This window comes from Leifsonia tongyongensis, assembly GCF_010686705.1.
Classification (GTDB): Bacteria; Actinomycetota; Actinomycetes; order Actinomycetales; family Microbacteriaceae; genus Diaminobutyricibacter; species Diaminobutyricibacter tongyongensis.
Genome location: NZ_JAAGWY010000001.1, coordinates 1,561,016 through 1,581,522 on the forward strand (window position 1 = coordinate 1,561,016; position 20,507 = coordinate 1,581,522).

The 20,507-nt window shown below is 66.5% G+C and carries 25 protein-coding genes; 12 read left to right on the top strand and 13 right to left on the bottom strand.

The genetic code is table 11. The features are described 5' to 3' along the window. Positions 1-255 precede the first annotated feature (255 nt). On the top strand, positions 256-594 hold the full coding sequence (locus G3T36_RS07465) for a hypothetical protein (RefSeq protein WP_163288885.1): 339 nt from the start codon (positions 256-258) through the stop codon (positions 592-594). On the opposite strand, the gene G3T36_RS07470 is transcribed toward G3T36_RS07465, so the two are convergent. Both G3T36_RS07470 and G3T36_RS07475 read right to left on the bottom strand, forming a co-directional pair. Beyond that, the gene (locus G3T36_RS07470; protein ID WP_163288886.1) at positions 591-1,607 is read right to left on the bottom strand and encodes an AraC family transcriptional regulator; all 1,017 of its coding nucleotides are present in this window, start codon (positions 1,605-1,607) and stop codon (positions 591-593) included. The genes G3T36_RS07465 and G3T36_RS07470 overlap by 4 nt on opposite strands. 9 nt (positions 1,608-1,616) lie before the next feature. Next, complete coding sequence (locus tag G3T36_RS07475; protein ID WP_163288887.1) at positions 1,617-2,510, bottom strand: SDR family NAD(P)-dependent oxidoreductase; 894 nt, start codon at positions 2,508-2,510, stop codon at positions 1,617-1,619. A 101-nt stretch (positions 2,511-2,611) separates the two neighbouring features. Here G3T36_RS07475 and G3T36_RS07480 point away from each other — a divergent pair, with 101 nt between their 5' ends. Next, the gene (locus tag G3T36_RS07480; RefSeq protein WP_163288888.1) at positions 2,612-3,511 is read left to right on the top strand and encodes a helix-turn-helix transcriptional regulator; all 900 of its coding nucleotides are present in this window, start codon (positions 2,612-2,614) and stop codon (positions 3,509-3,511) included. A 65-nt stretch (positions 3,512-3,576) separates the two neighbouring features. Here the strand turns inward: G3T36_RS07480 and G3T36_RS07485 are convergent, their stop codons facing one another. Continuing rightward, positions 3,577-3,972 (bottom strand): DUF7144 family membrane protein, encoded by a 396-nt coding sequence (locus G3T36_RS07485; RefSeq protein ID WP_163288889.1) that lies wholly within the window; start codon positions 3,970-3,972, stop codon positions 3,577-3,579. 191 nt (positions 3,973-4,163) lie between these two features. On the opposite strand from G3T36_RS07485, the gene G3T36_RS07490 reads away from it, so the two are divergent. From G3T36_RS07490 to G3T36_RS07500, 3 genes are all read left to right on the top strand, one after another. Further along, positions 4,164-5,249, top strand: coding sequence for an amidohydrolase family protein (locus G3T36_RS07490; protein WP_338031493.1), 1,086 nt, complete (start codon positions 4,164-4,166; stop codon positions 5,247-5,249). Positions 5,250-5,322: 73 nt separating this feature from the next. Next, entirely contained in the window at positions 5,323-5,769 is a 447-nt protein-coding gene (locus tag G3T36_RS07495) for a DUF1801 domain-containing protein (RefSeq protein ID WP_338031494.1), read from the top strand. Between the two features lie 67 nt (positions 5,770-5,836). Next, positions 5,837-6,244 (top strand): nitroreductase/quinone reductase family protein, encoded by a 408-nt coding sequence (locus G3T36_RS07500; protein ID WP_163288891.1) that lies wholly within the window; start codon positions 5,837-5,839, stop codon positions 6,242-6,244. Positions 6,245-6,271: 27 nt separating this feature from the next. On the opposite strand, the gene G3T36_RS07505 is transcribed toward G3T36_RS07500, so the two are convergent. Together G3T36_RS07505 and G3T36_RS07510 are read right to left on the bottom strand one after the other, a co-directional pair. Beyond that, positions 6,272-6,913, bottom strand: coding sequence for a winged helix-turn-helix transcriptional regulator (locus G3T36_RS07505; RefSeq protein WP_163288892.1), 642 nt, complete (start codon positions 6,911-6,913; stop codon positions 6,272-6,274). A gap of 4 nt (positions 6,914-6,917) precedes the next feature. Continuing rightward, entirely contained in the window at positions 6,918-7,352 is a 435-nt protein-coding gene (locus tag G3T36_RS07510; protein WP_163288893.1) for a VOC family protein, read from the bottom strand. Between the two features lie 96 nt (positions 7,353-7,448). Between G3T36_RS07510 and G3T36_RS07515 the strand changes: the two genes are divergently transcribed. Further along, complete coding sequence (locus G3T36_RS07515; protein ID WP_163288894.1) at positions 7,449-7,808, top strand: nuclear transport factor 2 family protein; 360 nt, start codon at positions 7,449-7,451, stop codon at positions 7,806-7,808. After that, positions 7,790-8,248 carry a MarR family transcriptional regulator gene (locus G3T36_RS07520; protein WP_163288895.1) on the top strand — a complete coding sequence of 153 codons (459 nt, stop codon included), beginning with the start codon at positions 7,790-7,792 and terminating at the stop codon, positions 8,246-8,248. Before G3T36_RS07515 ends, G3T36_RS07520 begins: the two co-directional genes overlap by 19 nt. A 176-nt stretch (positions 8,249-8,424) precedes the next feature. Here the strand turns inward: G3T36_RS07520 and G3T36_RS07525 are convergent, their stop codons facing one another. Further along, positions 8,425-9,585, bottom strand: coding sequence for a TDT family transporter (locus tag G3T36_RS07525; protein WP_163288896.1), 1,161 nt, complete (start codon positions 9,583-9,585; stop codon positions 8,425-8,427). Positions 9,586-9,671: 86 nt separating this feature from the next. Between G3T36_RS07525 and G3T36_RS07530 the strand changes: the two genes are divergently transcribed. Further along, positions 9,672-10,589 (top strand): LysR substrate-binding domain-containing protein, encoded by a 918-nt coding sequence (locus G3T36_RS07530; RefSeq protein WP_163288897.1) that lies wholly within the window; start codon positions 9,672-9,674, stop codon positions 10,587-10,589. On the opposite strand, the gene G3T36_RS07535 is transcribed toward G3T36_RS07530, so the two are convergent. Further along, positions 10,558-11,148, bottom strand: coding sequence for a TetR/AcrR family transcriptional regulator (locus G3T36_RS07535; protein ID WP_163288898.1), 591 nt, complete (start codon positions 11,146-11,148; stop codon positions 10,558-10,560). The genes G3T36_RS07530 and G3T36_RS07535 overlap by 32 nt on opposite strands. Positions 11,149-11,225: 77 nt before the next feature. On the opposite strand from G3T36_RS07535, the gene G3T36_RS07540 reads away from it, so the two are divergent. Together G3T36_RS07540 and G3T36_RS07545 are read left to right on the top strand one after the other, a co-directional pair. Then, the gene (locus G3T36_RS07540; RefSeq protein WP_163288899.1) at positions 11,226-11,537 is read left to right on the top strand and encodes a hypothetical protein; all 312 of its coding nucleotides are present in this window, start codon (positions 11,226-11,228) and stop codon (positions 11,535-11,537) included. A 56-nt stretch (positions 11,538-11,593) separates the two neighbouring features. Beyond that, positions 11,594-12,775, top strand: coding sequence for an MFS transporter (locus G3T36_RS07545; protein ID WP_163288900.1), 1,182 nt, complete (start codon positions 11,594-11,596; stop codon positions 12,773-12,775). A 101-nt stretch (positions 12,776-12,876) separates the two neighbouring features. Here the strand turns inward: G3T36_RS07545 and G3T36_RS07550 are convergent, their stop codons facing one another. Then, the gene (locus tag G3T36_RS07550) at positions 12,877-14,841 is read right to left on the bottom strand and encodes a potassium transporter Kup (RefSeq protein WP_338031495.1); all 1,965 of its coding nucleotides are present in this window, start codon (positions 14,839-14,841) and stop codon (positions 12,877-12,879) included. A gap of 122 nt (positions 14,842-14,963) precedes the next feature. Between G3T36_RS07550 and G3T36_RS07555 the strand changes: the two genes are divergently transcribed. Further along, positions 14,964-15,500: a hypothetical protein gene (locus G3T36_RS07555; RefSeq protein ID WP_163288901.1), complete on the top strand. Its 537-nt coding sequence runs from the start codon at positions 14,964-14,966 to the stop codon at positions 15,498-15,500. Positions 15,501-15,525: 25 nt separating this feature from the next. Here the strand turns inward: G3T36_RS07555 and G3T36_RS07560 are convergent, their stop codons facing one another. The 4 genes from G3T36_RS07560 to G3T36_RS07575 all read right to left on the bottom strand — a co-directional run bounded on the left by G3T36_RS07560 (position 15,526) and on the right by G3T36_RS07575 (position 18,296). After that, on the bottom strand, positions 15,526-16,140 hold the full coding sequence (locus G3T36_RS07560; RefSeq protein WP_163288902.1) for a class I SAM-dependent methyltransferase: 615 nt from the start codon (positions 16,138-16,140) through the stop codon (positions 15,526-15,528). Positions 16,141-16,163: 23 nt separating this feature from the next. Then, entirely contained in the window at positions 16,164-16,529 is a 366-nt protein-coding gene (locus tag G3T36_RS07565; protein ID WP_163288903.1) for a VOC family protein, read from the bottom strand. A gap of 115 nt (positions 16,530-16,644) precedes the next feature. After that, positions 16,645-17,310 carry a hypothetical protein gene (locus G3T36_RS07570; protein WP_163288904.1) on the bottom strand — a complete coding sequence of 222 codons (666 nt, stop codon included), beginning with the start codon at positions 17,308-17,310 and terminating at the stop codon, positions 16,645-16,647. A gap of 107 nt (positions 17,311-17,417) precedes the next feature. After that, on the bottom strand, positions 17,418-18,296 hold the full coding sequence (locus G3T36_RS07575; protein WP_163288905.1) for a LysR family transcriptional regulator: 879 nt from the start codon (positions 18,294-18,296) through the stop codon (positions 17,418-17,420). 81 nt (positions 18,297-18,377) lie between these two features. Here G3T36_RS07575 and G3T36_RS07580 point away from each other — a divergent pair, with 81 nt between their 5' ends. Further along, on the top strand, positions 18,378-19,613 hold the full coding sequence (locus G3T36_RS07580) for an MFS transporter (protein WP_205245023.1): 1,236 nt from the start codon (positions 18,378-18,380) through the stop codon (positions 19,611-19,613). Here the strand turns inward: G3T36_RS07580 and G3T36_RS07585 are convergent. After that, complete coding sequence (locus G3T36_RS07585) at positions 19,597-20,505, bottom strand: TolB family protein (protein ID WP_163288906.1); 909 nt, start codon at positions 20,503-20,505, stop codon at positions 19,597-19,599. The genes G3T36_RS07580 and G3T36_RS07585 overlap by 17 nt on opposite strands. Between the last annotated feature and the right edge of the window lie 2 nt (positions 20,506-20,507).

Here is a 20,507-nt window from a genome sequence, read left to right on the forward strand (position 1 = left end):
ATGAGTCCAACATTTGGAAGCGGCCAGTGTGGTGTCCGCGATGCGGTGCCCGCGCCCGAGTCGTCGCCAATCCCTTTTACGGTGTGGGGCTGGCAGTGCATCGGCATCTGGTCGGTTGTACGCGTTGTGACTTCGTCGCGTTCGTGACCGCTCCGCGGGACGACGAAGACGTTACTCGAAGTGAGCCCTTCCGAGCGCCGCCACGGCAACGGCTGCGAGGCAGAATCGTTCGCTTCCTCCGGTCGGGCAGCTGACATGACAGATTCACACTTCAGCGACCCTGGCGCCTGGATCGCCGCGGTCGATCGTGCTCTCGAGCGCCTGAGCGCACGGCACATCCTGGCCGCGAAGGGAATCGAGCCGGCGACCTTTCTCGCCATCGTACGTGCTGAGGCCTCAGGGGCCGGAGCCAACGGGATCACGATTCTGAGTCACGAGCAGCTTGCTCAGCTGACCGGAGTATCGCGCCCGTCTGTTCTTCGAGCGCGCCTCGCCTTGATCGAATTGGGTTTGGAATACCTGGCTGCGGATTCGGGAGCCTCCGGAAAGGTTCACCGGATCCTGCACATGGCGGAGTCGATTACGGAGCGCTAAGTTCTCTGCGCTCGACGGTGTGCGCGAGCTGCCGGCCGAATGGTGTCGGACGGACGCTCACCGAACTCGCTGCGGTAGGCCGCTGCGAATCTCCCGAGATGGACGAAGCCCCAGCGCGCGGCGACCTCAGTCACCCTCACCGAGCCGGGTTCGGCCGCGGCCAGTTCATCATGTACCTTTTCGAGTCTGTGCCGCCGCAGGTATGCCATCGGCGTCGTATCGAGCGACCGGCGGAATCCGTCCTGCAAACTACGCACGCTCAGCGACACCTCTGCGGCCAGTTCAGTCACGGTCCACGGATGCGCAGGGTTGCCGAGCAAGAGCTCAACGGCGCGCGAGACGGGCCGCACTCCGGTGGCAGGCGACGGACGGGCCAGCGCGGCCGAGTGGTTGTGCCTCTGCGCGAAAAGAAGGCAGTGAATCAGAAGCTGTTCCAGCCGCTGCTTCGCCAACGGATGTGCAAGTGGGCCGCCCTCCAGCTTCGAGGCGTCGTCGATCATCCGCAGGGTCTGCATCATCAGCTGCGCTCCCGGCGTCGTGAGATCCAGTTCTGCGCTGAATTCGAGCGGACGAACACGGCCGTCGCCGAGCAGGTTCTCCACTTCGAGCTGTAGCTGGTGGCGGGGGATCATCAGGGAAAGCTGAGCAAATCGTTGTCCGGAGTCGATCGTTACCGGACGTCCCGGCATGAAGATCCCTGCCGTCTGCGGCGTTCCGTAGATCCGCGAGCCGAGACCTGCACGCATTGTCGCCCGACCGCTGGTCGGGATGTCGATGTGGTAATTCTCGGCCTCCGCCGTTTCGAGGCGCACGGCACCCTGAAAGCGCATGTAGCCGCACATGAGGCGGCCCACCTTCAGGGCGTTGAGTTTCATGTCGATGATGCTGGAGGCGCGCGCCGCAGGGAAGTCGACGGGTAGAAAGATGGCGGTGAGGGCCCGGCGGGCCTGGTCGACGCCGCGGCAGGACGCGACGCGTCGACTACCGAAGATCTCGCCGGCGTCCAACTGCATGCCGCGATTCTAGGCGTCGATGCTGAGGGCGTTGTCGGCTCTGCGCGCAGATCGGACAGGTGGAGCACCGAAGGCGAGCGAAGCGGACAGCTCGCGGTGTGCGTCGATCTGGCCCTGAACGGTGGCGAGGTTCTGCTCGACGCGCTCCATGACGTCGGCGCCGGCCACGAATCGCAGCGGCAGCTTTCCGGAGTCGGAGAGCGTGACAAGTGCCTGGGCGAGTTTCTTCGGGTCGCCGCCCTGCTGCCCGTTCATGCCCTTCCACGCCTCGATGGTCTGCGCAGTGAGTTCGGCATAGTCCTCGATATCCAGCTCCGGCCAGATCGTCGACGAACCCTCGACTAACAGCTCGGTACGGAAGAAGCCGGGCTCGACCGCCATCGTCGAGATGCCGAAGCGTTCGACGTCGTACCGCAGCGACTCCATCCATCCTTCGAGGGCGAATTTCGATGCGGCGTAGGCAGCGACGAACTCCTGGCCCATGAGGCCGGCAGCCGAGGTGACGGTGATGACCTGGCCCGAGCGCTGCTTGCGCATCACTGGCAGGATCGCCCGGGTGACGTTGGTGGGACCGAAGAAGTTCGTCTCCATCTGGGCGCGGAATTGCTCCGGGCTGATGTTCTCGAAATAGCCGGCGTAGAAGTTTCCGGCGTTGTTCACCAGCACGTCGATCCGGCCGAAGCGGTCGACGGCAGTCTGCACGGCAGCCTCAGTGGCGGACGGGTCGGTGATGTCGAGAGCGACGACCAGCAGGTTCTCGTGCTCACCGATCGCGTCGACCACCTTCTTCGGGTCACGGCCGGTCGCGACGACGGAGTGTCCGGCGGCGAGGGCGGCCTGGGCGATGTCGATGCCGAGGCCTCGGCCGGCACCGGTAATGAACCACACATTGTTTTCTGTCATGACTGACAGTCAATGTTGCTTTCCGGGCGGCAGGGAGTCCCCACCGATCCGGTTAATGCCAGTGACTCCCTCACCTGCGGACGGTGTCGTAGATTCGGGGCATGGACACTCCGAACGACATTCGGGAGTTCCTGACCAGCAGACGGGCCAGGCTCACTCCAGAGCAGGCCGGCCTGCCGAACTTCGGCGGACGCCGACGCGTGCCCGGCCTCCGGCGGGAAGAAGTGGCTCTGCTTGCCGGGATGAGCGTCGAGTACTACGTCCGCTTCGAACGCGGCAACGCGAAGGGTGTCTCGGAAGCGGTGCTCGAGGGCATCAGCCGCGCCCTCCGGCTCGACGACGCCGAACGATCCCACCTCTACGATCTGGTGCGTGCCGCCAACGAGGGCGTGCATCCGCAACGCAGGCGAGGCCGCCCGAAGACACAGCAGGTCCGTCCGAGCATCCAGCAGCTCATCGACGCGATGGCCGATGTTCCCGTCTTCGTCCAAAACGGGCGCCTGGACATTCTCGCGACGAACAGACTCGGCCTCGCCGTCTTCTCCGAGCTTTACGTGCAGCCGCAGCGACCGGCGAACTTCGGCCGGTTCGTGTTCCTCGACCCCCGCGCCGAGGCCTTCTACCCCGACTGGGACGACGCGGCCTACCAGACCGTCGCTCTGCTCCGAAGCGAGGCAGGGCGCTCGCCGGATGACCGTATCCTCAGCGACCTTGTCGGTGAACTCTCAACGCGCAGCAACCGGTTCCGGACCCTGTGGGCGTCCCACGATGTTCGTGAACACCGCACCGGGATCAAGAGCATCACCCACCCGGTGGTCGGCGACCTCGATCTTCAGTACGAGGCGATGGACCTCTCGTCCGAGCGCGGTCTCCAGCTCATCGCCTACAGCGCACCCCCCGGCTCGCCGACAGCGGATGCCCTCAAGCTCCTTTCCAGCTGGGCGGTGACCGACGAACATGCCGGATCGGAACGGACGGACGCGACAAAGGATTCCGCGTAGGTGCTCTTGATCCGGCCAGTCCGCTGATGCTTATGGGACAGGTCGGCCACGACCGTACTTAGTGCCTACTCCGGCACTTCCCTTCCGTGGACGATCAGGCCGTAGATGATCAGTACGTCGACAGAGATCACGATGACCGACCACCAGGGCTGGGCGGGTACGAGGAACAGCTGTTCGATCGCGCTGACTGTCGCGATGACGACGGCGATCGATCGCGCCCAACCGTAGCCCGCACGGACCCCGCCGGCTGTCGCGATGAGCAGCAGCCCGATGATGAGGTTCGACCAGCCGTAGCCGTTGAGGCTCATCAAGAACAGGCCGCCGCGGCTCACTTCGTAGTAGCCGGCCGGAGTGAAGAAGGCGATGACCGCTTGCAGAAGGTTGAAGATGCCGTCGACCACCAGCAGAACGACAGCGAATGCAACCCAGCCGCTCCCGCCCGATTCCTGTGAGCCGCTCATACGGATAACAATGCACTGGCCCAGACAGGTGGGGAATAGCCCGATCCGGGTGATTTCACAGCCTCGATCAGTCGGGCTGACCGTTTGGCCTCATTTCTTGCACGTTTTGACCGCGACCGATCAGTATGGCCGAATCGCCTCCGGTGGCATCAAGCTTCGAGTGGCATCAATGGCCGAAAGGGAGAACACGCGTGACAGAAATCAACTGGGACGAACTCGACGCCCTGCACCTGAAGTCCTGGACGCCACGGGCGCAACTGAGTCTTCCGGTGACGAATGTCCCGCGCAGTGCAGTGCCGTCCGTCGACGTGCACAACCACCTCGGCCGGTCGCTGAATGACGGCGAGTGGATGTTCGACGACGTGTCGCGGCTGATCAGCATCATGGACCAAGCGAATGTGCGGACCATCGTCAACCTCGACGGGATGTGGGGGGATGAGCTCAGCGAGAACATCGAACGATACGACGCCGCCTACCCCGGCCGGTTCGCGACGTTCTGCCGGCTCGAGTGGGAGAAGCTCGCAGAACCCGACGGTGCCGACCAGCTGATTGCATCCCTCGACGACAGCAAGCGCCGCGGGGCGCGTGGTGTGAAGGTCTGGAAGAATCTCGGTTTGTCGGTGCGGGACGCCGACGGTGCCCTGATCCTGCCCGATGATCCCCGCGTCATCCGGGTGCTGGAACATGCGGGTCGCGTGGGGCTGCCGGTCCTCATCCACGTCGCCGATCCGAAGGCGTTCTTCGCGCCCCTTGACGAGACCAACGAGCGCATCGACGAGTTGCGCGGCCAGCGCGACTGGTGGTTCGGCGATACCGACGTCTACCCGACCTTCGACCGACTCGTCGACGGGTTGGCGACGCTCGTGATCGCGACACCGGGAACGACGTACATCGGTGCTCACATCGGTTGCGTAGGCGAAGATCTGGACTGGGTCGAGCGTCTCTTCGAACGCGCCGACAACTTCCATGTGGACATGGGCGGCCGGATGGCCGAGATCGGCCGGCAGCCGCGCAGGTTCGCCGCCCTGGCGAGGCGATACCCGGAGCGCGTGTTGTTCGGTACCGACATCTACCCCGCCTCCACCGAGGCCTACGCGCTCTACTTCCGCTTCCTCGAGACGGAGGACGAGGCGTTCGACTACGCGCCGGAGGAGTCGATTCCTCCGCAGGGACGATGGACTGTCTCTGCCCTCGGTCTTGACCTGCCGGCGCTCGCCGCCGTCTACTCCGACAACGCCTGCCGGATCCTGGCCTTGTCGGAGCCGACCGCACTGTAGACGAGACAGCGAAGGAGCGTTTATTGGGCTTCCGGCAGCGACGAAGCCGACCGCATGGGAGCAGAATGACAGGGTGACGGCCTACAGCGACAGGGCAGTGAACGACTACCTCGCGTCCCTCGATGAGCAGACCGCGGAAGACAGCGCGACGCTGATCGACATGATGATGCGGATCAGTGGGCACGAGCCGAAACTCTGGAACGTCGGCACGCTCGGGTTCGGCACGTATCACTACACGTACGACAGCGGGCGCGAAGGCGACGGCCACACGATCGGCTTCTATCCGCGCAAAGGCAAGATCACCGTGTACCTGATGGACGGCACGGCGCGGCACGCGGAGCTGCTGGCTCGATTGGGTAAACACACCGGAACCGGATACTGCATCTACATCAAGCGGCTCAGCGATATCGAGCTGCCGGTTCTCGAGCAGCTTGTCCGCGAGTCCTGCGACTTCATCGAGTCGCTTGCTCAGCAGGGTCCGATCCGGAACATCCTCTGGAAGACGGAATCAGGCGGCTGACCGCCACGGCGGCCGTGGCGCAGGGCGGCTCCGGAAGGATCCGAGCCGCCCGTGCGTTAATGAGCCCATGGGTTGGAATGACGACGTCATCAAGACGTTCCGCGAAAGCAAGGGCACCAAGAACTACTGGGGGCCGAAGCTGGTGATCTTGCACACGATCGGGGCCAAGTCCGGCGAGCCGCGCCTGAATCCGGTCGTCGGGTTCCGGGACGAGACCGGATGGCGCGTGGTCGCGTCGAAAGGCGGCTCGCCCGAGAACCCCGCGTGGTACCACAACCTGCGAGCACATCCGTCGATCGAGATCGAGGCCCTTGTGGATGGAGAGGTCGTGACGGTGCCGGTGCTCGCGACCGAGGTCGGGGCCGATGAGTGGCGCGAAGCGTACGACGCGATCGTGGCCGAGGAGCCGCAGTTCGGTGGATACCTCGACAAGACCGATCGCCGTATCCCGGTCTTCCAGCTCACCCGCCGTTAGTCGCTCCTGGACTCTGCCCGCACTCGGTCAGGCGGCCAGGTGGAAGGTGTTCGCGAAGCGGCCCAGAAGGTTCCGGTGCCCTCCGAGCACTTCGACGATCCCGGTCGAGATCGCGCGGTCGGGAGCGAGCTCGCCGGTGATGAGTCGGCGGATGCCCGGCCCCGTCGCGAACGCCAGGTCGGCCGGCCCGTCGCCGCGTTGCACGTCGAGCACGGTGCCGTCGACGCGGATGAGAAGCTCGGCTTGCCCGAAACGGCCCGCGTATGCAGTGGCGGGCAGGCGCGAGGCCACCTCCGGCCGGAACGCAGCGCGGAGATCGATTGTCATCGAATCCGGTGTGATGATCTGCTCATCTCGCGGATCGGCGAGCGCCTTGAAGCCCCAGGCTCCGAGAGCGAGCACGATCGGCTCGAGCTCGCGGCCGTAGGGCGTCAGCTCGTAGACGATGATGCGCGAGTGCGGCGCTCGCCGCAGCACCCCCGCTGCCTGCAGCTCTTTGAGCCGCGCCGCCAGGATGTTGGTCGGGATCCGGGGGAGCCCTGCGGCCAACTCGCCGTAACGGCGCGGCCCGACGAGCAGGTCGCGCACGATGAGCATGGCCCAGCGTTCGCCAACGAGTTCGAGCGCCTGCGTCACGCCCGAATACTGCCCGTATTCGCGTGCGGCCAACCCCTCAGACCTCTTGGTCGGCGAGGGTCTCCGCGGCCGGCATGGCGGCGGACGGGTCGAACCAGCCGAACTCGAGGATGTTGCCGTCGGGGTCGTTGAGCTGGCGTTGGTACATGAATCCGTAGTCCGTCGCGGGGTGCGGTTCCACGCCTCCGGCTGCGATGCCGTCGGTCACGGTTTTGTCGACGTCGTCCCGGCTGTCGAGGAAGATGGCCGTGGACACCGACGGGCTCACGGCGGGGTCGCCGAGTGGAAGCTCGGTGAACGTCTGGAAATACTCACGCGTCAGGATCATGAGGTAGCTGTGGTCCTGTTCGACGACGATGCAGGCGCCGTTGTGGTCCGACATCGCCGAATTGAGGGTGAAGCCGATCGCCGTGTAGAACGCCTTCGAGCGCTCCAGGTCGGTCGCCGGCAGGTTGACGAACATCGCAGTCATCGTGGTCCCTCTCGTAGGTTTCGATCGGTGGACGATGACAACACTTGCAAAAAACAAGTGCCGCGGTCAAGACCCCCACTATGGCGGTGCCGGCGGATGCTCGCCATCCGGTCGAAACAAGATATGCTTGCGCGCGCAAGCAACTTGTTCTGGTCTGACGTCGTTGGTCCGAGAAACAAAACGAAGAAGGGAGTCGAAATGGGCTCTGGGAAGGTTGTACTGGACTTCATGGACGACGTGCTGAACAGGCACAACGGCGACCGAGCCGGGGAGTACTTCACCGAGGACATGGCGTGGCATGGCGGTACCGTCGGTACTGTCGCGGGCAGGGATGCGGTGGCCGGGCTGATGACGACGGTCGTGACCGCAAGGGGAGATGTGGGGCCCCGCCTTCTTATCGCCGATATTGCTTGCACGAGCAAGATATATTGTGGGATGTGCGCGATTTCAACATGAACGAAGACCGGTTGTGGCGTTCGCTGATGCGGCTGAACGGGACACTTCCGCGGCTGCTTGATGAGGACCTGCGAGCTTCAGGTCTCACACTGTCCGAGTTCGCGATCCTTCTCGTCCTGTCCGAGGGAGAGGATGGTCGCCGCAGGATGGGTGACCTCGCGAACGCGGCCGGTCTGTCTCCGTCCCGGACCACTCGTGTCGTCGCCGACCTCGAACGTCGAGGGTACGCGGATCGAACCCGAGACGAGACAGACGCCCGCAGCGCGGTCGCGAAGGTGACCAAGCAGGGCCGGGCTGTTGTGGCCCGGGCGTATCCGGTCCAGGTCGATCGTGCGCGATCAGTGCTCTTCGATCACCTGACCGCAGAGCAGGTCGAAGAGCTAGCCGGGGTGCTCGAGTCGTTCCTTCGCCGCGTGCAGAGCGAGCGCCCGGGGTCGTAGATAGTCGCCGCAGCTCCGGAGCCGGCTAGTCGATGTCGACGCGGAGCGAAGCCCCTCCGAGGTCCAGGCCGCGCGGCGCCTGTTCGCGGCGATCGACGGCGACGTCCAGTCCGGTCTCGAGACGCTCCCGACGCGGCTGGTCGTCCGGGCATCCACTGCGCTGGAGCTCTTATCGGCTAGTCACGAGCCGCTACGGCACTCGGGGGCGCGAGGAGCGTTCCGCGGATGACGCTTCCATGGAAGGTGCGGATGGCCACGATGAGCCAGGCGGCCAGGAGACCCGCGAACGCCGCGACCGCCATGCCCTGAAGCACCACGGACCCGGTGTGGAGTGCCAGCCCGGACAAGCCGGTGACGCAGGTGCCGACGGGGAACGTGAACGACCACCAGGTCAGCGAGAACGGCAGCGATTCGCGTGCCGTTCGTACCGTGATCGCTGCAGCGAGCGCGGCCCACAAGAGGGCGAATCCGAGCACGGGCACGCCGTAGACCACGCCGAACATCTGCAGGGCGGTTGCCCACGGCGCCTGCACGACCTGATGGGCGTTGCCTCCCAGCAGGTTGGCTGCCGTGATCGACTGACCGAGCGGCCCGAGCACGATCCAGAGAGTCGGTACGGCCGCGGAGGCGCCGACCTTGTGGCGAGCGAGGCGGGCCCAGATGAGTGTGATCACGACCACCGATGCCACCAGGCTCAGCCCGAACATCGCATAGCAGGCGAGCATCATCGTCAGCCGCGCCTGCCCGGCCGGGATGTACGGAAGAAGCAGCGCGCCGGTGGCGGCCGACACCATCGGCGGCACGATCGGCATCAGCCAGCCGCCGAAAGCCGAATCGTCTGCGACGACGAGCCGGGTGAAGGTCAGGTAAGGGACGGCCACTGCACTGAACAGTCCCAACAGTGTTCCCGCACCCCAGAGCGCAGCGTCGACCATGACCGCGGCCGGCAGCCCGATGACGTCTTTTCCGAGCAGCAGGGTCCCGGCTCCGACGGTGAGCAACGCCATCGGCGGGGCGCCGTAGAAGTGTGCCATCACCGGGTTCCTGTGGTGCGAGCGCGCCGCCTGCGGGTACCAGATCCAGTGCGCCGCGGTGGCCGCCACGAGCCCGACGAGGAGGAGCGCGGCGAGCATCCAGACGAGTGTTGCGGGAATCCGGAGGGCCGGCGCGAACACGGGCAGCGTTGCTGCCGCGTTCGCGACGATGCCGGTGCCCATCACCGAGGCGAACCAATTCGGCGTGATGTTCGAAACGACTTGCTTCGACTGTGTGAGCTCCCGCAGGAAAGGTTGGCGCAGCGAGCGCGGGCTCGCAGCGACCACAGTGTGTGCATCCATGTATTCAAGGCTCGCTGGCGTCCGCGGCCCCGACAATTGGGCTAACCTTGGGGGCCTACAACCGTTGCTTGTGCCTGGAGGCGCCGATGCAGGCAGAGATCGATCTCGAGAGCCTTCGCCTGCTCGTGCGGGTGGCCGCAGTCGGCGCCCTCTCCGCGGTCGCACGGGAGGCAGGCGTGTCGCAGCAGGCCGTGTCCTCACGGATGGCCGCCCTCGAGTCTCACCTGGGCGTCCGGCTCCTGGACCGGACCCCGCGCGGCACCCGGCTGACCGACGAAGGCGTGCTCGTCGCAGAATGGGCCGCACCCCTGCTGGCGGAGGCCGACCGATTCGCGTCGGTCACGCGAGCGCTCCGTGCGACCTCGGAGACGCACATCCGGATCGCTGCCAGCATGACCATCGCCGAACATCTCGCACCGGGCTGGCTCGTCGCATTGCGAGCGGCCCAGCCATCCGTCCGAATCGAGCTCGTGGCGGCGAACAGTGCCACAGTCGCCGAGCTGATCCGGGCCGGCTCGGCCGACCTCGGATTCATCGAGACGCCGGAGATCCCCGACGATCTCGAGCAGGTGACCTTCGCCACGGACGAACTCGTCATCGTCGTCGGTTCATCGCACCCGTGGGCACGCCGCCGGTCGGGGGTCACGGTCGGTGAACTCGCCGCGACGGCCCTCATCGCGCGCGAGCGGGGTTCCGGCACCCGGCTCGCGTTCGAACAGGCCGTCGCAAGCGCCGGTCACACACCAGCCGAGCCAGCGATCGAACTGTCGACCACCACGGCGATACGCTCGACCGCCGCCTCCGGCGCGGCACCAGCCGTGCTGAGCATCCTCGCCGTCCGCGATCAGCTCACAGATGGCTCGCTGGTGAAGGTCAGACTCCGCGACCTCCGCATCGTGCGACCACTGGTGGCCGTCTGGCGACCCGACATCCCTCCGCGCTCTCCGGCGGCCGCAGCGCTGATGACCCTGGTCAGGAGTGGTCTTCCCCGGCCGCCCGGATGATCGCTGCGGCGTTGGCGACGACCTGGGCACGGTACCGGCTGCGGGCCGCTTCGGGCGCGATGTCACCGAAGATCATCCGCACCATCTGGGGCGCCGCGATGAACCAGTACGACATTGCAATGACACTGAAGAAGACCGCCGCACCGTCACCATTCGATGCCAGGGCGCCTTGCACTATTTCCACCCGGTGATGGAAGTAGGCGGCGCGCTCCTCGAACCCGGGAACGTCCTGCGGGTCGTAGTGCATTCCCTCCTGCTCGAAGAGGCGCACGATCTCGGGGTTGTCGCAGAGGAAGTCGAACAGGTGACCGGCGTATGCGGGGATCTCGTCGGAGCTGATGGGCACGTGCTCTGCGAGCTCGCCGAGCTTCTCCTGGAGGAGCGCAGCGAAGAGATCGTCCTTCTTGCCGAAGTAGGTGTAGATCGACGCCTTGTTGACGCCGGCGCGATCGGCGATCTTGTCGACGCGGGCGCCGCCGATCCCGTGCTGGGCGAATTCGATCGCGCTCGCCTCGAGCAGGAGCCGGGCGCTTTCGGCACGGTCATAGCGCTTCGCCATCTGTTTCTCCCTGCTTTCCCCTGTGATCATATGATGCTACGATAAAAATAAATGTTTAGTTATTTTGGAGCGACACGATGAACAACACGACTCTTCCCGAGGTATCACGCGACGAGAGGACAGTGCTTCGACTGACCGCCGAGCAACTGCGGCAGAATGCCGCGCCGTCCGCCTCCGAAAGCAGTATCGCCGTGCTCGAACCCGGCGGGCTCGGCGAGCCGTTCCGGCTCGTCGTGGGCGACGCCGCGTCGGTCGACGAGATCGTCGTCGGCTACGAAGCCGCAGGCTCAAGGTTCGAGAGATCCTGGGTCAAGGCACGCCGCGCGGGAGCATCGAGCTACTACCGCCTCGTGGGTGACAGCTCGTCGGCAGGCTACATCTCCGCATAAGCGCGTATAGCCGGTGGGGCCGACGGGCCGGCGCGGTAACCGGCTAGCATCGCCTCATGCCTATCGCGCCGGTCTGGCGGACCGGAACCGTGCGCGCTGCGGCCGGGGGTCTCGCCGCGCTGACCGTCGCGACCTTCCTCGCTGTCACGACGGAGATGCTTCCGGTCGGCCTCCTGCCGGCGATCGGCGCCGAGGTCGGGGTGTCCGATTCGATTACGGGCCTCCTCGTGACGGTGTACGCGTTCATGGTCGCCGCGCTTGCGCTGCCATTGACTCTGTCGACCGCGCGGTTCTCCCGCAAGGGCCTGCTGCTGGCCACACTCGTCGCGTACACGCTGAGCAATCTCGTCGTCGCGGTGGCGCCGAACTTCGCCGTGCTCGCGGCCGGGCGTGCGTTCGGGGGAATCGCGCATGCGCTGTTCTTCTCGGTGAGCATCGGGTACGCCTCGCGTCTGGTCCAGCCGGCCTTCACGGGCCGCGCCCTCGCTCTCGTAACGGCCGGCGCATCCGCGGGCTTCGTGCTGGGCGTGCCCTTGTCGACTTCGCTCGGTACGGCGCTGGGCTGGCGCGCAGCGTTCGGAGTACTCGCGGTCGTGTGCGCCCTCACCGTGGTGATCGTGGCTCTGCTCCTGCCGGCAGTGCCGGGCGGTGGCACGGATCACAAAGGCGAGGGAGCGGGGTCACGCCGGATGCGCCTGGCCGTCGTCTCGACGACGAACGCGGTCGTCTATCTCGGACAGTTCACGGTCTACACTTTCGTCTCCGTCCTCCTGCTTGCGTCGGGTCTCCCGCCGGCCGGCGTCGGCCCTGTCCTGCTCGGTGTCGGCGCGGTCGGCCTCGCCGGTCTGTGGTTTGCTGGATCGAACCTCGATCATCGCCCAAGGGCGACGGTCGTCCTGCTGCTCAGTGTCGTGATCGTCGGGCTGATCGCGCTCGGGGTGACGTTCCCGGCGCTGGGAGGCGTACTGGTGGCTTCGGCGGTGTGGGGTGCGGGCTTCGGCGGTGTGGCCTCCGTGTTCCAGACGGCGGCGATCCGCACCCGGGGTGCGACTCCCGAAGTGATCGGCGCACTTGTGAACGCGACGGCGAACATCGGCATCGGCGGGGGAGCGGCGATCGGGGCTGCCGTCCTGGCGGGCCCCGGCCTCGGCTGGCTGCCCTTCACCGGCGCGGCACTGGTGCTGGTCGGGTTGATCATCGTTCTCGGCGCGCGCCAGTCGTTCCCTCGATCTCCCTGAGGCCACCTGGCGGCGGCGAGTTGACACGTGTGGTCGTTCCGCGAGCGCGCATAACAGCCACGACTGCCAGGTCGCAGACGCGCGGGTGCCGACGGCCGCCGTCAGATCTCGACGTCGCTGCCCATCGTGACCGTGCGCAGCGCCGGCAGCCCGAAGCGTGCGGCGGGATCCGCCGCGTTGTGCGCGAGCGCGATGAACAACGATCGGCGCCACCGGACCATCCCGGTCTTCTTCGTTGTCCGGATCGCCCCGCGGGAGATGAAGTAGGACGCCTCTTTGAAGTCGTCTGCATCCAGCGGGAGGACGCCGACATAGCACGCGGCACGGAGTGCTCGCGGGATGTCCGGCTCATCTGAGAACCCGAACCGGATGGTCAGGTGTTCGATGCCGTCGTCGACGTAGCCGAGGTCGTCGTAGGCGTACGCCTCCCACGTCGGCACATGGGGCACAGGCGCCGTCGTGATCGAGACGATGATGACGTGCTCGTGAAGGACGTGGTTGTGTTTCACGTTGGCGCGGAGGGCGAGCGGTGTGCTGTCCTTGTTCGGATGCGGGAAGATCCCTATCCCGGGCACCCTCGGCAGGTTTTGAGCGCGGACATCCTCGATGAACTCGGCGAGGGAGCCTTCCTTCGTCTTCCGATCCTCCTGCACGAGCTGCCGACCCCGGCGCCAGGTCGTCATGACCGTGATGACCGCTGCCGCGATGAGAAGGGGCACCCACCCGCCGTTCAGGATCTTGGGGAGGTTGCCGGCCAGGAAGGCGAGCTCGAGGCCACCGAACACGATGGCCGCCGCCGCGATCTTCCAGGGCGCCCACTGCCAGAGCGGCCGTGCGACGAGCACGAGCAGCAACGTGTCGACGACGAGCGCTCCGGTCACGGAGATACCGTAGGCCGTCGACAGGCGTTCGGATGACCCGAAGGCGAGCATCACCGTCATGACGCCGATGAACAGCAGCGCGTTGACGGCAGGCAGGTAGATCTGGCCGCCTTCGCGTTTCGAGGTCTGCCGGATGGTGAGTGGCGGGAGCAGGCCGAGCTGCACCGCCTGTCGCGTGAGCGAGAACGCGCCGGAGATGACTGCCTGGCTCGCGATCACGGTGGCCACGGTCGCGAGGATCACGACCGGAAGCCGCCCCCACTCCGGAATCAGCAGGAAGAACGGATTGGCTTTCGCAGCGGGATGATGCAGGATGAGCGCCGCCTGGCCCAGGTAATTGATCGTGAGCGCGGGGAAGACCAGGAAGAACCAGGCCCGACGGATGGGCGACCGCCCGAAATGTCCCATGTCGGCGTAGAGGGCCTCAGCTCCGGTGATCACGAGGACCACGGCTCCCAGCGCGATGAACGAGATCGCCGGATGCTGGACGATGAAGACGACTGCGTAGGTCGGCGACAGGCCGAGCAGCACCGAGGGGTATTGGATCACCATGCCGAGTCCGGCCGCGGCGAGCACGACGAACCACAGCACCATCACCGGGCCGAAGAGTACGCCGACCTTTCCCGTTCCGAAGCGCTGGACGGCGAAGAGGATGATCAGGATCACTGCGGAGATGGGGACGATCAGGTGTGCGACCGCCGGCACCGTGACCTGCAGACCTTCGACCGCCGAGAGAACACTGATCGCCGGCGTGATGATCGAGTCCCCGTAGAACAGTGACACTCCGACGATTCCGATCACCAGGAGCATCCCGGCCCGATTGGCGCGCTTGGCGTACAGGCGCTGTGCGAGCGCGGCCAGGGCCATCACACCGCCCTCGCCGTCGTTGTCGGCGCGCATCAGGATGCCGAGGTATTTGATCGACACGATGATCGTGATGCTCCAGAACATCAACGAGATCACTCCGAACACGTCGCCCTCGTTCGCTCGCACGGCGCCGCCGTCGAGGAGGAAGACCGTCTTCAACGCGTACAGCGGGCTGGTGCCGATGTCGCCGAAGACGACGCCGAGCGCCGCGATGGACATGACCACGAGGGCTCGCGAACCCCGGCCGCGTCCGTGGGGTGGGCCCGGCTTGTTGCTTTCGGCGGTGTCCGCGCCGCCATGCCCGGTCGAAACCGACACTGGATTCTCCTATCGACTGTGCGCAACGGTACCCCCAAATGCCGACAGTCTGACGCCCCGGTCGCCGACTCTCAGACTGCACTCACCTCGACCAGCTCCCGTCCGGTCGCTAGCGTTGCTGCATGAGCGCCGATGACGCCGATAGAGAAACGGACGACTCCGCCGACGCAGCGGAGGCCCGCGACGCGTCGTACCTGAAGGAGCGCGTCTACGCCACTTTCACCGGGCTGGCCATCGTCCTCGTCCTGCTGAACGATACGGGGAACCGTGACGCCCTTCATTCTCTCTACGCCCTCGTCATCGGCGTGCTCGGGATCACGACCGCGGGCTACCTGAGTGACATCATCGCCCACCTCGCGGTGCACCGGGCTTACCCGAACGGCCGGGAACACCGTCAGATGCTTCGAGTGGCGGGGGGTGCACTCAGTACCGTGGTGGTGCCGGGTGCCCTCGTCGGTCTGGCCGCGCTGGGTGTCTTCACGCTCGAGGCTGCGCTCCGCACTGCATCCATCGTCTACCTTGCAACGCTGGTAGTGATCGCGTACCTCGCTGTCCACCGTGCGGGGCTGCGCCCGCTCCAGCGGGTGCTCGCCCTCGGCTCACTGGTCGCGCTCGGCGCGGTCGTGATCGGGCTCCAGACCATCGCGCACGCCGGCTGACGGCGATTCAGGATGCGCGTGCCCGCTACGCTCTTTGCTGCCGGGTAGCGATGAGCACCGCATCCACAGCCAGGCCTCCCGCGCCGCCGCGGAGTTCGGCGTCGTCGTCCCCGCGCCGCAGTCGCTCGCACCGCGTGACGGTCAGGACCGGCTCGACGGCAGCGCGCAACAGCTCGGGCGTGTACAGCAGTTCGGGATCGGAGGGGCCGTGGCCACCGGTGGCGATGTTCTCGACATCGTGGCCGACGACGACCAGATGGCCGCCCGGCGCCACCCATCCCGCGATCCGCCTGAGGACGGATTCATTGTCCGCGAGGTGCAGGTACGCGACGACGACCAGGTCGTACAGCCCACGTGGCGACGCCGTTCGGACGTCGCCTTCGACCCACGTGACGCCATCGGCTCCCGGTCGGGCCCTGGCCAGGTCGAGGCCGGCACGCGAGAAGTCGATGCCTGTCGTCGTCCACCCGCGTCGCGCCAGCCACACTGCTGTGCGGCCGTCACCTGTGGCAACGTCGAGCGCGGTGCCGGGCGAGAAGGCCTCGACGATCTCGCGGATGACCCGTGGTGGCTCGACCGCCCAGATGCCGCCGCGCTCGGCGAAGGCGCGGTACCGCTCGTCCCAGCCCGACGCATCCATGTCACACCGTTTCAGCGGGTGCGTCAGCCCTGCTGGAGCAGGACGAACCCGTTGCCGTCGGGGTCGCCGAATTGCGTCTGACGGCCCCAGCCCTGTCTCTCCGCGGCTGCGACCTCGACGCCCGCCGCCCGGAGCGCTGCGATCACACCATCGATGTCGTCAGTGTGCAGCACGAGGCCCTGCTGCCATCCGGGAGTGGATCGGACCGGCGGATGCAGTGTGAAATCGACCGCGCTGCCGGCCGGCGCGACCGTGAGCCAGCGGTCCTCGCCGAACGTTGTGTCGGCCCTGACCTCGAAGCCGAGCACGTCGCGGTAGAACGCGAGCGCGCGGTCCTGGTCGGCTACGGGAATGGTCACGGTCTGGATGCTCAGCTGAGGGATTGCCATGATGAGAGCTTATGCGCCAGCTTGACACGCTATCTGACGCTCGTTAGATAGCAAACATCGTCTGCTTCCTGCACCACTCCGTATCGAGGGTCTCGGCCTGCCGACGCCTAGCTCGTCACCCGCACAACTCGCTGGGCATCCCCGCCGAAGGTCCGACCTGAATTCCCCAGACGTCTCCGGTGTCGGTGTCGACCGCGAAGACGATCCACCGCCCTGAGCCGTTGGTGATCCCGTAATAGTCGAGGAACGAGTACCGCCCGGTCTTCTGGATGGTCGGATACGCGATGAGAAGCTGGGCGAGGGTCGAGTCGGCGCCGATACCGGAGGCCGTCCGCGGCGTTGCACGGAAGTCCGTGTTGGAGCTTCCCCAGAGGTGGCCGAAGACGTCGATTGCGGTGACCATGCCGGACGCATCGGGCACGAGGATGATCGTGGGTGCCGCCTCGCTTCCGTAGACGGCGATCGGGCACGACGCCTGCGACTCGTCGGTGAGGTGCGCGAGCGTCGCGCGATCGACAGCGAGCTGCACTCCGAGCTTCGCCGGGCCGACGCCGTCGAAGTCGATGACCCATGACGACGGGTCGCTTGCACTGGCCGTGGGCGTCGGTGCGGGTGTGGGTGCGGGCGCCGGGCTCGGACTCGGGGTCGGCGGCGGGTCCGACGCCATGAGCCCCGCAGGCGAAGGCGGCGCGAACCCGGGCCCGGCAGAGCATCCGGCGAGGAGCGCAGTGAGCAGCATGATCGCGCCCTCGCCGGCGACGAATCGTCGTGAACCACGCATCTGGTCCCCCGGATCTCCCGTGATGACGCAATTATGCGCCCGCGTGCATCCGGTAGACCGCCCGGTCCATCACGATTCAGTCACAGCGATTGGCCGCTGACCGGAGCCTATGGGGAAGTGATCGCCAGATCCCACAGGAGCTGCGCGGCGCGGGAGAGGCGACGCGACTCGGAGATCGCGACCGACACGGTGAGCCGGAGATCTTCTCCCCGCACGGTCAGCGCGCGAAGACCTGGTTCCGCCGCCACGAATTCGGGCAGGAAGGCGACGCCGAGCCCGTTGCGCGCCAGCCCCGCGGCGGCCGCGATGTCCACGGTTTCGAATCGGACGTCGCGCTGAAGCCCGGCGTTGGCAAAGGCCAGGTCGACTATCGACCGTGTCCCGAACCCGAGCGGCAGGTCGATGAACGTCTCACCGGCGAGGTCCGCGAGCTCGATCGATGTGCGCTGCGCCAGGCGGTGGTCGGGGGTCACGGCAAGCAGCAGGGGTGACGAGTCGAGTTCGATCATGCGGGTGTCCGTCGGCGGGCTGGCCGAGTCGGCGAGGAAGGCGATGTCGAGTTCGCCCGACGACAGCAGTTCGGCGAGTCCGGCGGTACCGCGCTCAGACGCGCGCAGGGACACGCGCACGTCCGGATATCGGTCAGCGTATCCGCCGAGCAGCCGGGGGATGTCCACCAGCGTGACCGACGTCATGAAGCCGACCGACACCGTGCCGGTCACGGTTCCCTTGACCGCATCCACCCCATCCTTGGCGTCGGCCACGGCATCGAGCACCGAGCGGGCTTTCGGAACGAGCGCGAGGCCGGCATCGGTCACCCGGACCTGCCGGGCCGACCGGTCGAAGAGTTCGGTCCCCAGCTCGACCTCGAGAGCGTGAATCGTCGCCGACACCGCCGACTGCGTCGTGTGCAGGCGGTTGGATGCGCGTGTGAAGTTGCGTTCTTCGGCAACCGCGAGGAACACCGTGAGGTGGCGGATCTCCATGTCCTTATCATCGCAGGGAACGATCGCTGGTATCGCAACAAACCGTTGGACGCGATCGATCGCGGCTCGCAGACTGGTTGCATGTCACAGTCCACGAGCACCATCCCCATCGTCCGCGTGGCGGCACCGTCCCGCGGTCGGCTCACGCATCGCACCGGGTTCTGGGTAGTCGCCTTCGCTTTCCTCATCGCGATGGCGTTCTCCGTTGTACCGACCCCTCTCTGGACCCTGTACCAATCCCGCGATGCCTTCTCGACGTTCGCCGTGACCGTGGCCTTCGCCGCCTACGCCGTCGGGGTCCTGGCAAGCCTCTTCCTCGCCGGCCATCTCAGCGACCGCGTCGGGCGGCGCACGATCCTCCTCCCTGCGATCGTCCTCGAGCTGGTCGCCGCCGTGCTCTTCATCGTCTGGAACACGCTTCCCGGACTCATCGTCGACCGGGTCATCTCCGGGCTCGGCATCGGGATGATCTCCGCGACGGCGACCGCCTACATCTTCGACCTGCACCGTCGGGCTCACCCCGAGAGTGATCGCACCCGCTCGGACGTCGTCTCAACGGCGGCCAACCTCGGCGGGTTCGCCCTGGGGGCGATCGTCGCCGGCATCCTCGCGCAGTTCGTCGGCCAGCCCCTGGTCACGCCCTTCGTCGTGTTCCTCGTGCTGCTCGCGCTCGCCGCGGTCGGCATCGCCTTCGTGCCCGAGACCGTGGAACGGCCGAGCGAGCGGACCGCCTACCGCCCTCAGCGCATCCGTGTTCCCCGCAACGCGCGGGCGGGGTACTTCGCCGCGGGCGCAATCGCGTTCGGCAGCTTCTCGTTCTTCGCGCTCGTCACCTCGGTGGCTCCCGCGTTCGTCGCCGGCGACCTCGGGGTCACGTCGAAGGCCATCGGCGGGCTCGTCGTCTTCCTGACCTTCGGTTCGGCCGTCGGGACGCAGCTGGTGGTCCGCTCGGCCACGCTGAAGACCCAAGTCACGACCGGGATCGTCGCGATGGTGCTGGGGCTGGCGAGCCTGGCCCTGGGCGTTTCATCGTCGTCGCTCATCCCCTTCATGGTCGGCGCTGTCCTCGCCGGCGGTGGCGGCGGCGTGCTGTTCAAGAACGCCCTCCTCGAGGGTTCGAGGCTGGTCGAGCCGCAGTTCCGCGGCGAAGCGCTCGCCGGGCTCTTCCTGTTCGGTTACGCGGGCCTCATCGTCCCGGTGCTCGGTATCGGCATAGCGACGCTGTTCGCTCCGCTCGCCGCGACGATGCTCGTCTTCGCCGCGCTGACCGCCGCCGTGGTCATCGTCGGCGGCATAGCGGTCATCCGCCGACGGTAGCGGACTCGACCACGGTGCCGGCCTCGAGAGGATAGGCGACGAATGCGAACCGATTGCCTTCCGGGTCCCAGCTCGGCACGTTCATCGTCCCCTGACCACCGAAGACGTGCGCGAGGTCGACGACCGAGTCGCCGTCCTTGAGGCGGACGATCACCTCCCGGTCGGCCGGGTGGCCGACGGTTCCGGGCGGGAAGCTCACGTAGGCGATCAACCGGCCATCGGGCGACGGATGCGGGAACCAGTTCACGCGTTCGTCGCCCGTGAGCTGTTCCGGTTCTCCACCCGAGACGGGGATGCGGAACAGCTGGGCGTGACCTCCCGTCGTCGACGCCCGCTCCGAGTTGAAGTAGATCCATTCGCCGTCCGGCGAGAACTCCGCGCCGTCGTCGGGGAAGTCGTCGTCCGTCAGCTGGTGGTCGGTTCCTCCGCCCGAAGGGATCGTGAAGACATTGGTCCTGAGCATGCCTTCGCCTACGACCTGAAGCCCGATGTATGCGAGCGTCTCGCCGTCGGGGGAGACGCCGTGGAGGTAGTGGTGGAAGCGGCTGCCGTGGTCGTTGGTCACCCTCCGCGCGACGCCTGTGCCGATCTGTACCGCGTAGATGTGTCCGTCGTCGCTCGACACGTAGGCCGTCTCGCCGTCCGGGCTGAGCACGTGATCGTTGTTGATCGGTGCGATCCCGCCAAGGTCGATCGGCTCGAGCTCACCCCCCTCCACCGGCAGGCGATAGAGGCCGCCGTCGCCGTTGACCACCAGCCACCTGCCGTCGGGGCTCCAGTTGGGCGCTTCGAAGAGCAGGTCGGTCGATGTCAGCCGCAGCGTCAGCTGCCGGGTCCTGACGTCGATGACATAGAGTTCGGCGCGCTGGCCGGCGCGGAGCTGACGAGGCATGG

Excerpts from the sequence above, each read along its gene's own strand:
- G3T36_RS07510 (WP_163288893.1), bottom strand. The coding sequence starts at position 7,352 with ATGACTGCGATGTTCGTCAACCTGCCGGCGACCGACCTGGAGCGCTCG.
- G3T36_RS07465 (WP_163288885.1), top strand. The coding sequence starts at position 256 with ATGACAGATTCACACTTCAGCGACCCTGGCGCCTGGATCGCCGCGGTC.
- G3T36_RS07545 (WP_163288900.1), top strand. The coding sequence starts at position 11,594 with ATGCCTATCGCGCCGGTCTGGCGGACCGGAACCGTGCGCGCTGCGGCC.
- G3T36_RS07485 (WP_163288889.1), bottom strand. The coding sequence starts at position 3,972 with ATGAGCGGCTCACAGGAATCGGGCGGGAGCGGCTGGGTTGCATTCGCT.
- G3T36_RS07475 (WP_163288887.1), bottom strand. The coding sequence starts at position 2,510 with ATGACAGAAAACAATGTGTGGTTCATTACCGGTGCCGGCCGAGGCCTC.
- G3T36_RS07575 (WP_163288905.1), bottom strand. The coding sequence starts at position 18,296 with ATGGAGATCCGCCACCTCACGGTGTTCCTCGCGGTTGCCGAAGAACGC.
- G3T36_RS07500 (WP_163288891.1), top strand. The coding sequence starts at position 5,837 with ATGGGTTGGAATGACGACGTCATCAAGACGTTCCGCGAAAGCAAGGGC.
- G3T36_RS07540 (WP_163288899.1), top strand. The coding sequence starts at position 11,226 with ATGAACAACACGACTCTTCCCGAGGTATCACGCGACGAGAGGACAGTG.
- G3T36_RS07480 (WP_163288888.1), top strand. The coding sequence starts at position 2,612 with ATGGACACTCCGAACGACATTCGGGAGTTCCTGACCAGCAGACGGGCC.
- G3T36_RS07535 (WP_163288898.1), bottom strand. The coding sequence starts at position 11,148 with ATGGCGAAGCGCTATGACCGTGCCGAAAGCGCCCGGCTCCTGCTCGAG.
- G3T36_RS07515 (WP_163288894.1), top strand. The coding sequence starts at position 7,449 with ATGCTCGCCATCCGGTCGAAACAAGATATGCTTGCGCGCGCAAGCAAC.
- G3T36_RS07555 (WP_163288901.1), top strand. The coding sequence starts at position 14,964 with ATGAGCGCCGATGACGCCGATAGAGAAACGGACGACTCCGCCGACGCA.
- G3T36_RS07580 (WP_205245023.1), top strand. The coding sequence starts at position 18,378 with ATGTCACAGTCCACGAGCACCATCCCCATCGTCCGCGTGGCGGCACCG.
- G3T36_RS07585 (WP_163288906.1), bottom strand. The coding sequence starts at position 20,505 with ATGCCTCGTCAGCTCCGCGCCGGCCAGCGCGCCGAACTCTATGTCATC.
- G3T36_RS07565 (WP_163288903.1), bottom strand. The coding sequence starts at position 16,529 with ATGGCAATCCCTCAGCTGAGCATCCAGACCGTGACCATTCCCGTAGCC.
- G3T36_RS07470 (WP_163288886.1), bottom strand. The coding sequence starts at position 1,607 with ATGCAGTTGGACGCCGGCGAGATCTTCGGTAGTCGACGCGTCGCGTCC.
- G3T36_RS07530 (WP_163288897.1), top strand. The coding sequence starts at position 9,672 with ATGCAGGCAGAGATCGATCTCGAGAGCCTTCGCCTGCTCGTGCGGGTG.
- G3T36_RS07525 (WP_163288896.1), bottom strand. The coding sequence starts at position 9,585 with ATGGATGCACACACTGTGGTCGCTGCGAGCCCGCGCTCGCTGCGCCAA.
- G3T36_RS07570 (WP_163288904.1), bottom strand. The coding sequence starts at position 17,310 with ATGCGTGGTTCACGACGATTCGTCGCCGGCGAGGGCGCGATCATGCTG.
- G3T36_RS07560 (WP_163288902.1), bottom strand. The coding sequence starts at position 16,140 with ATGGATGCGTCGGGCTGGGACGAGCGGTACCGCGCCTTCGCCGAGCGC.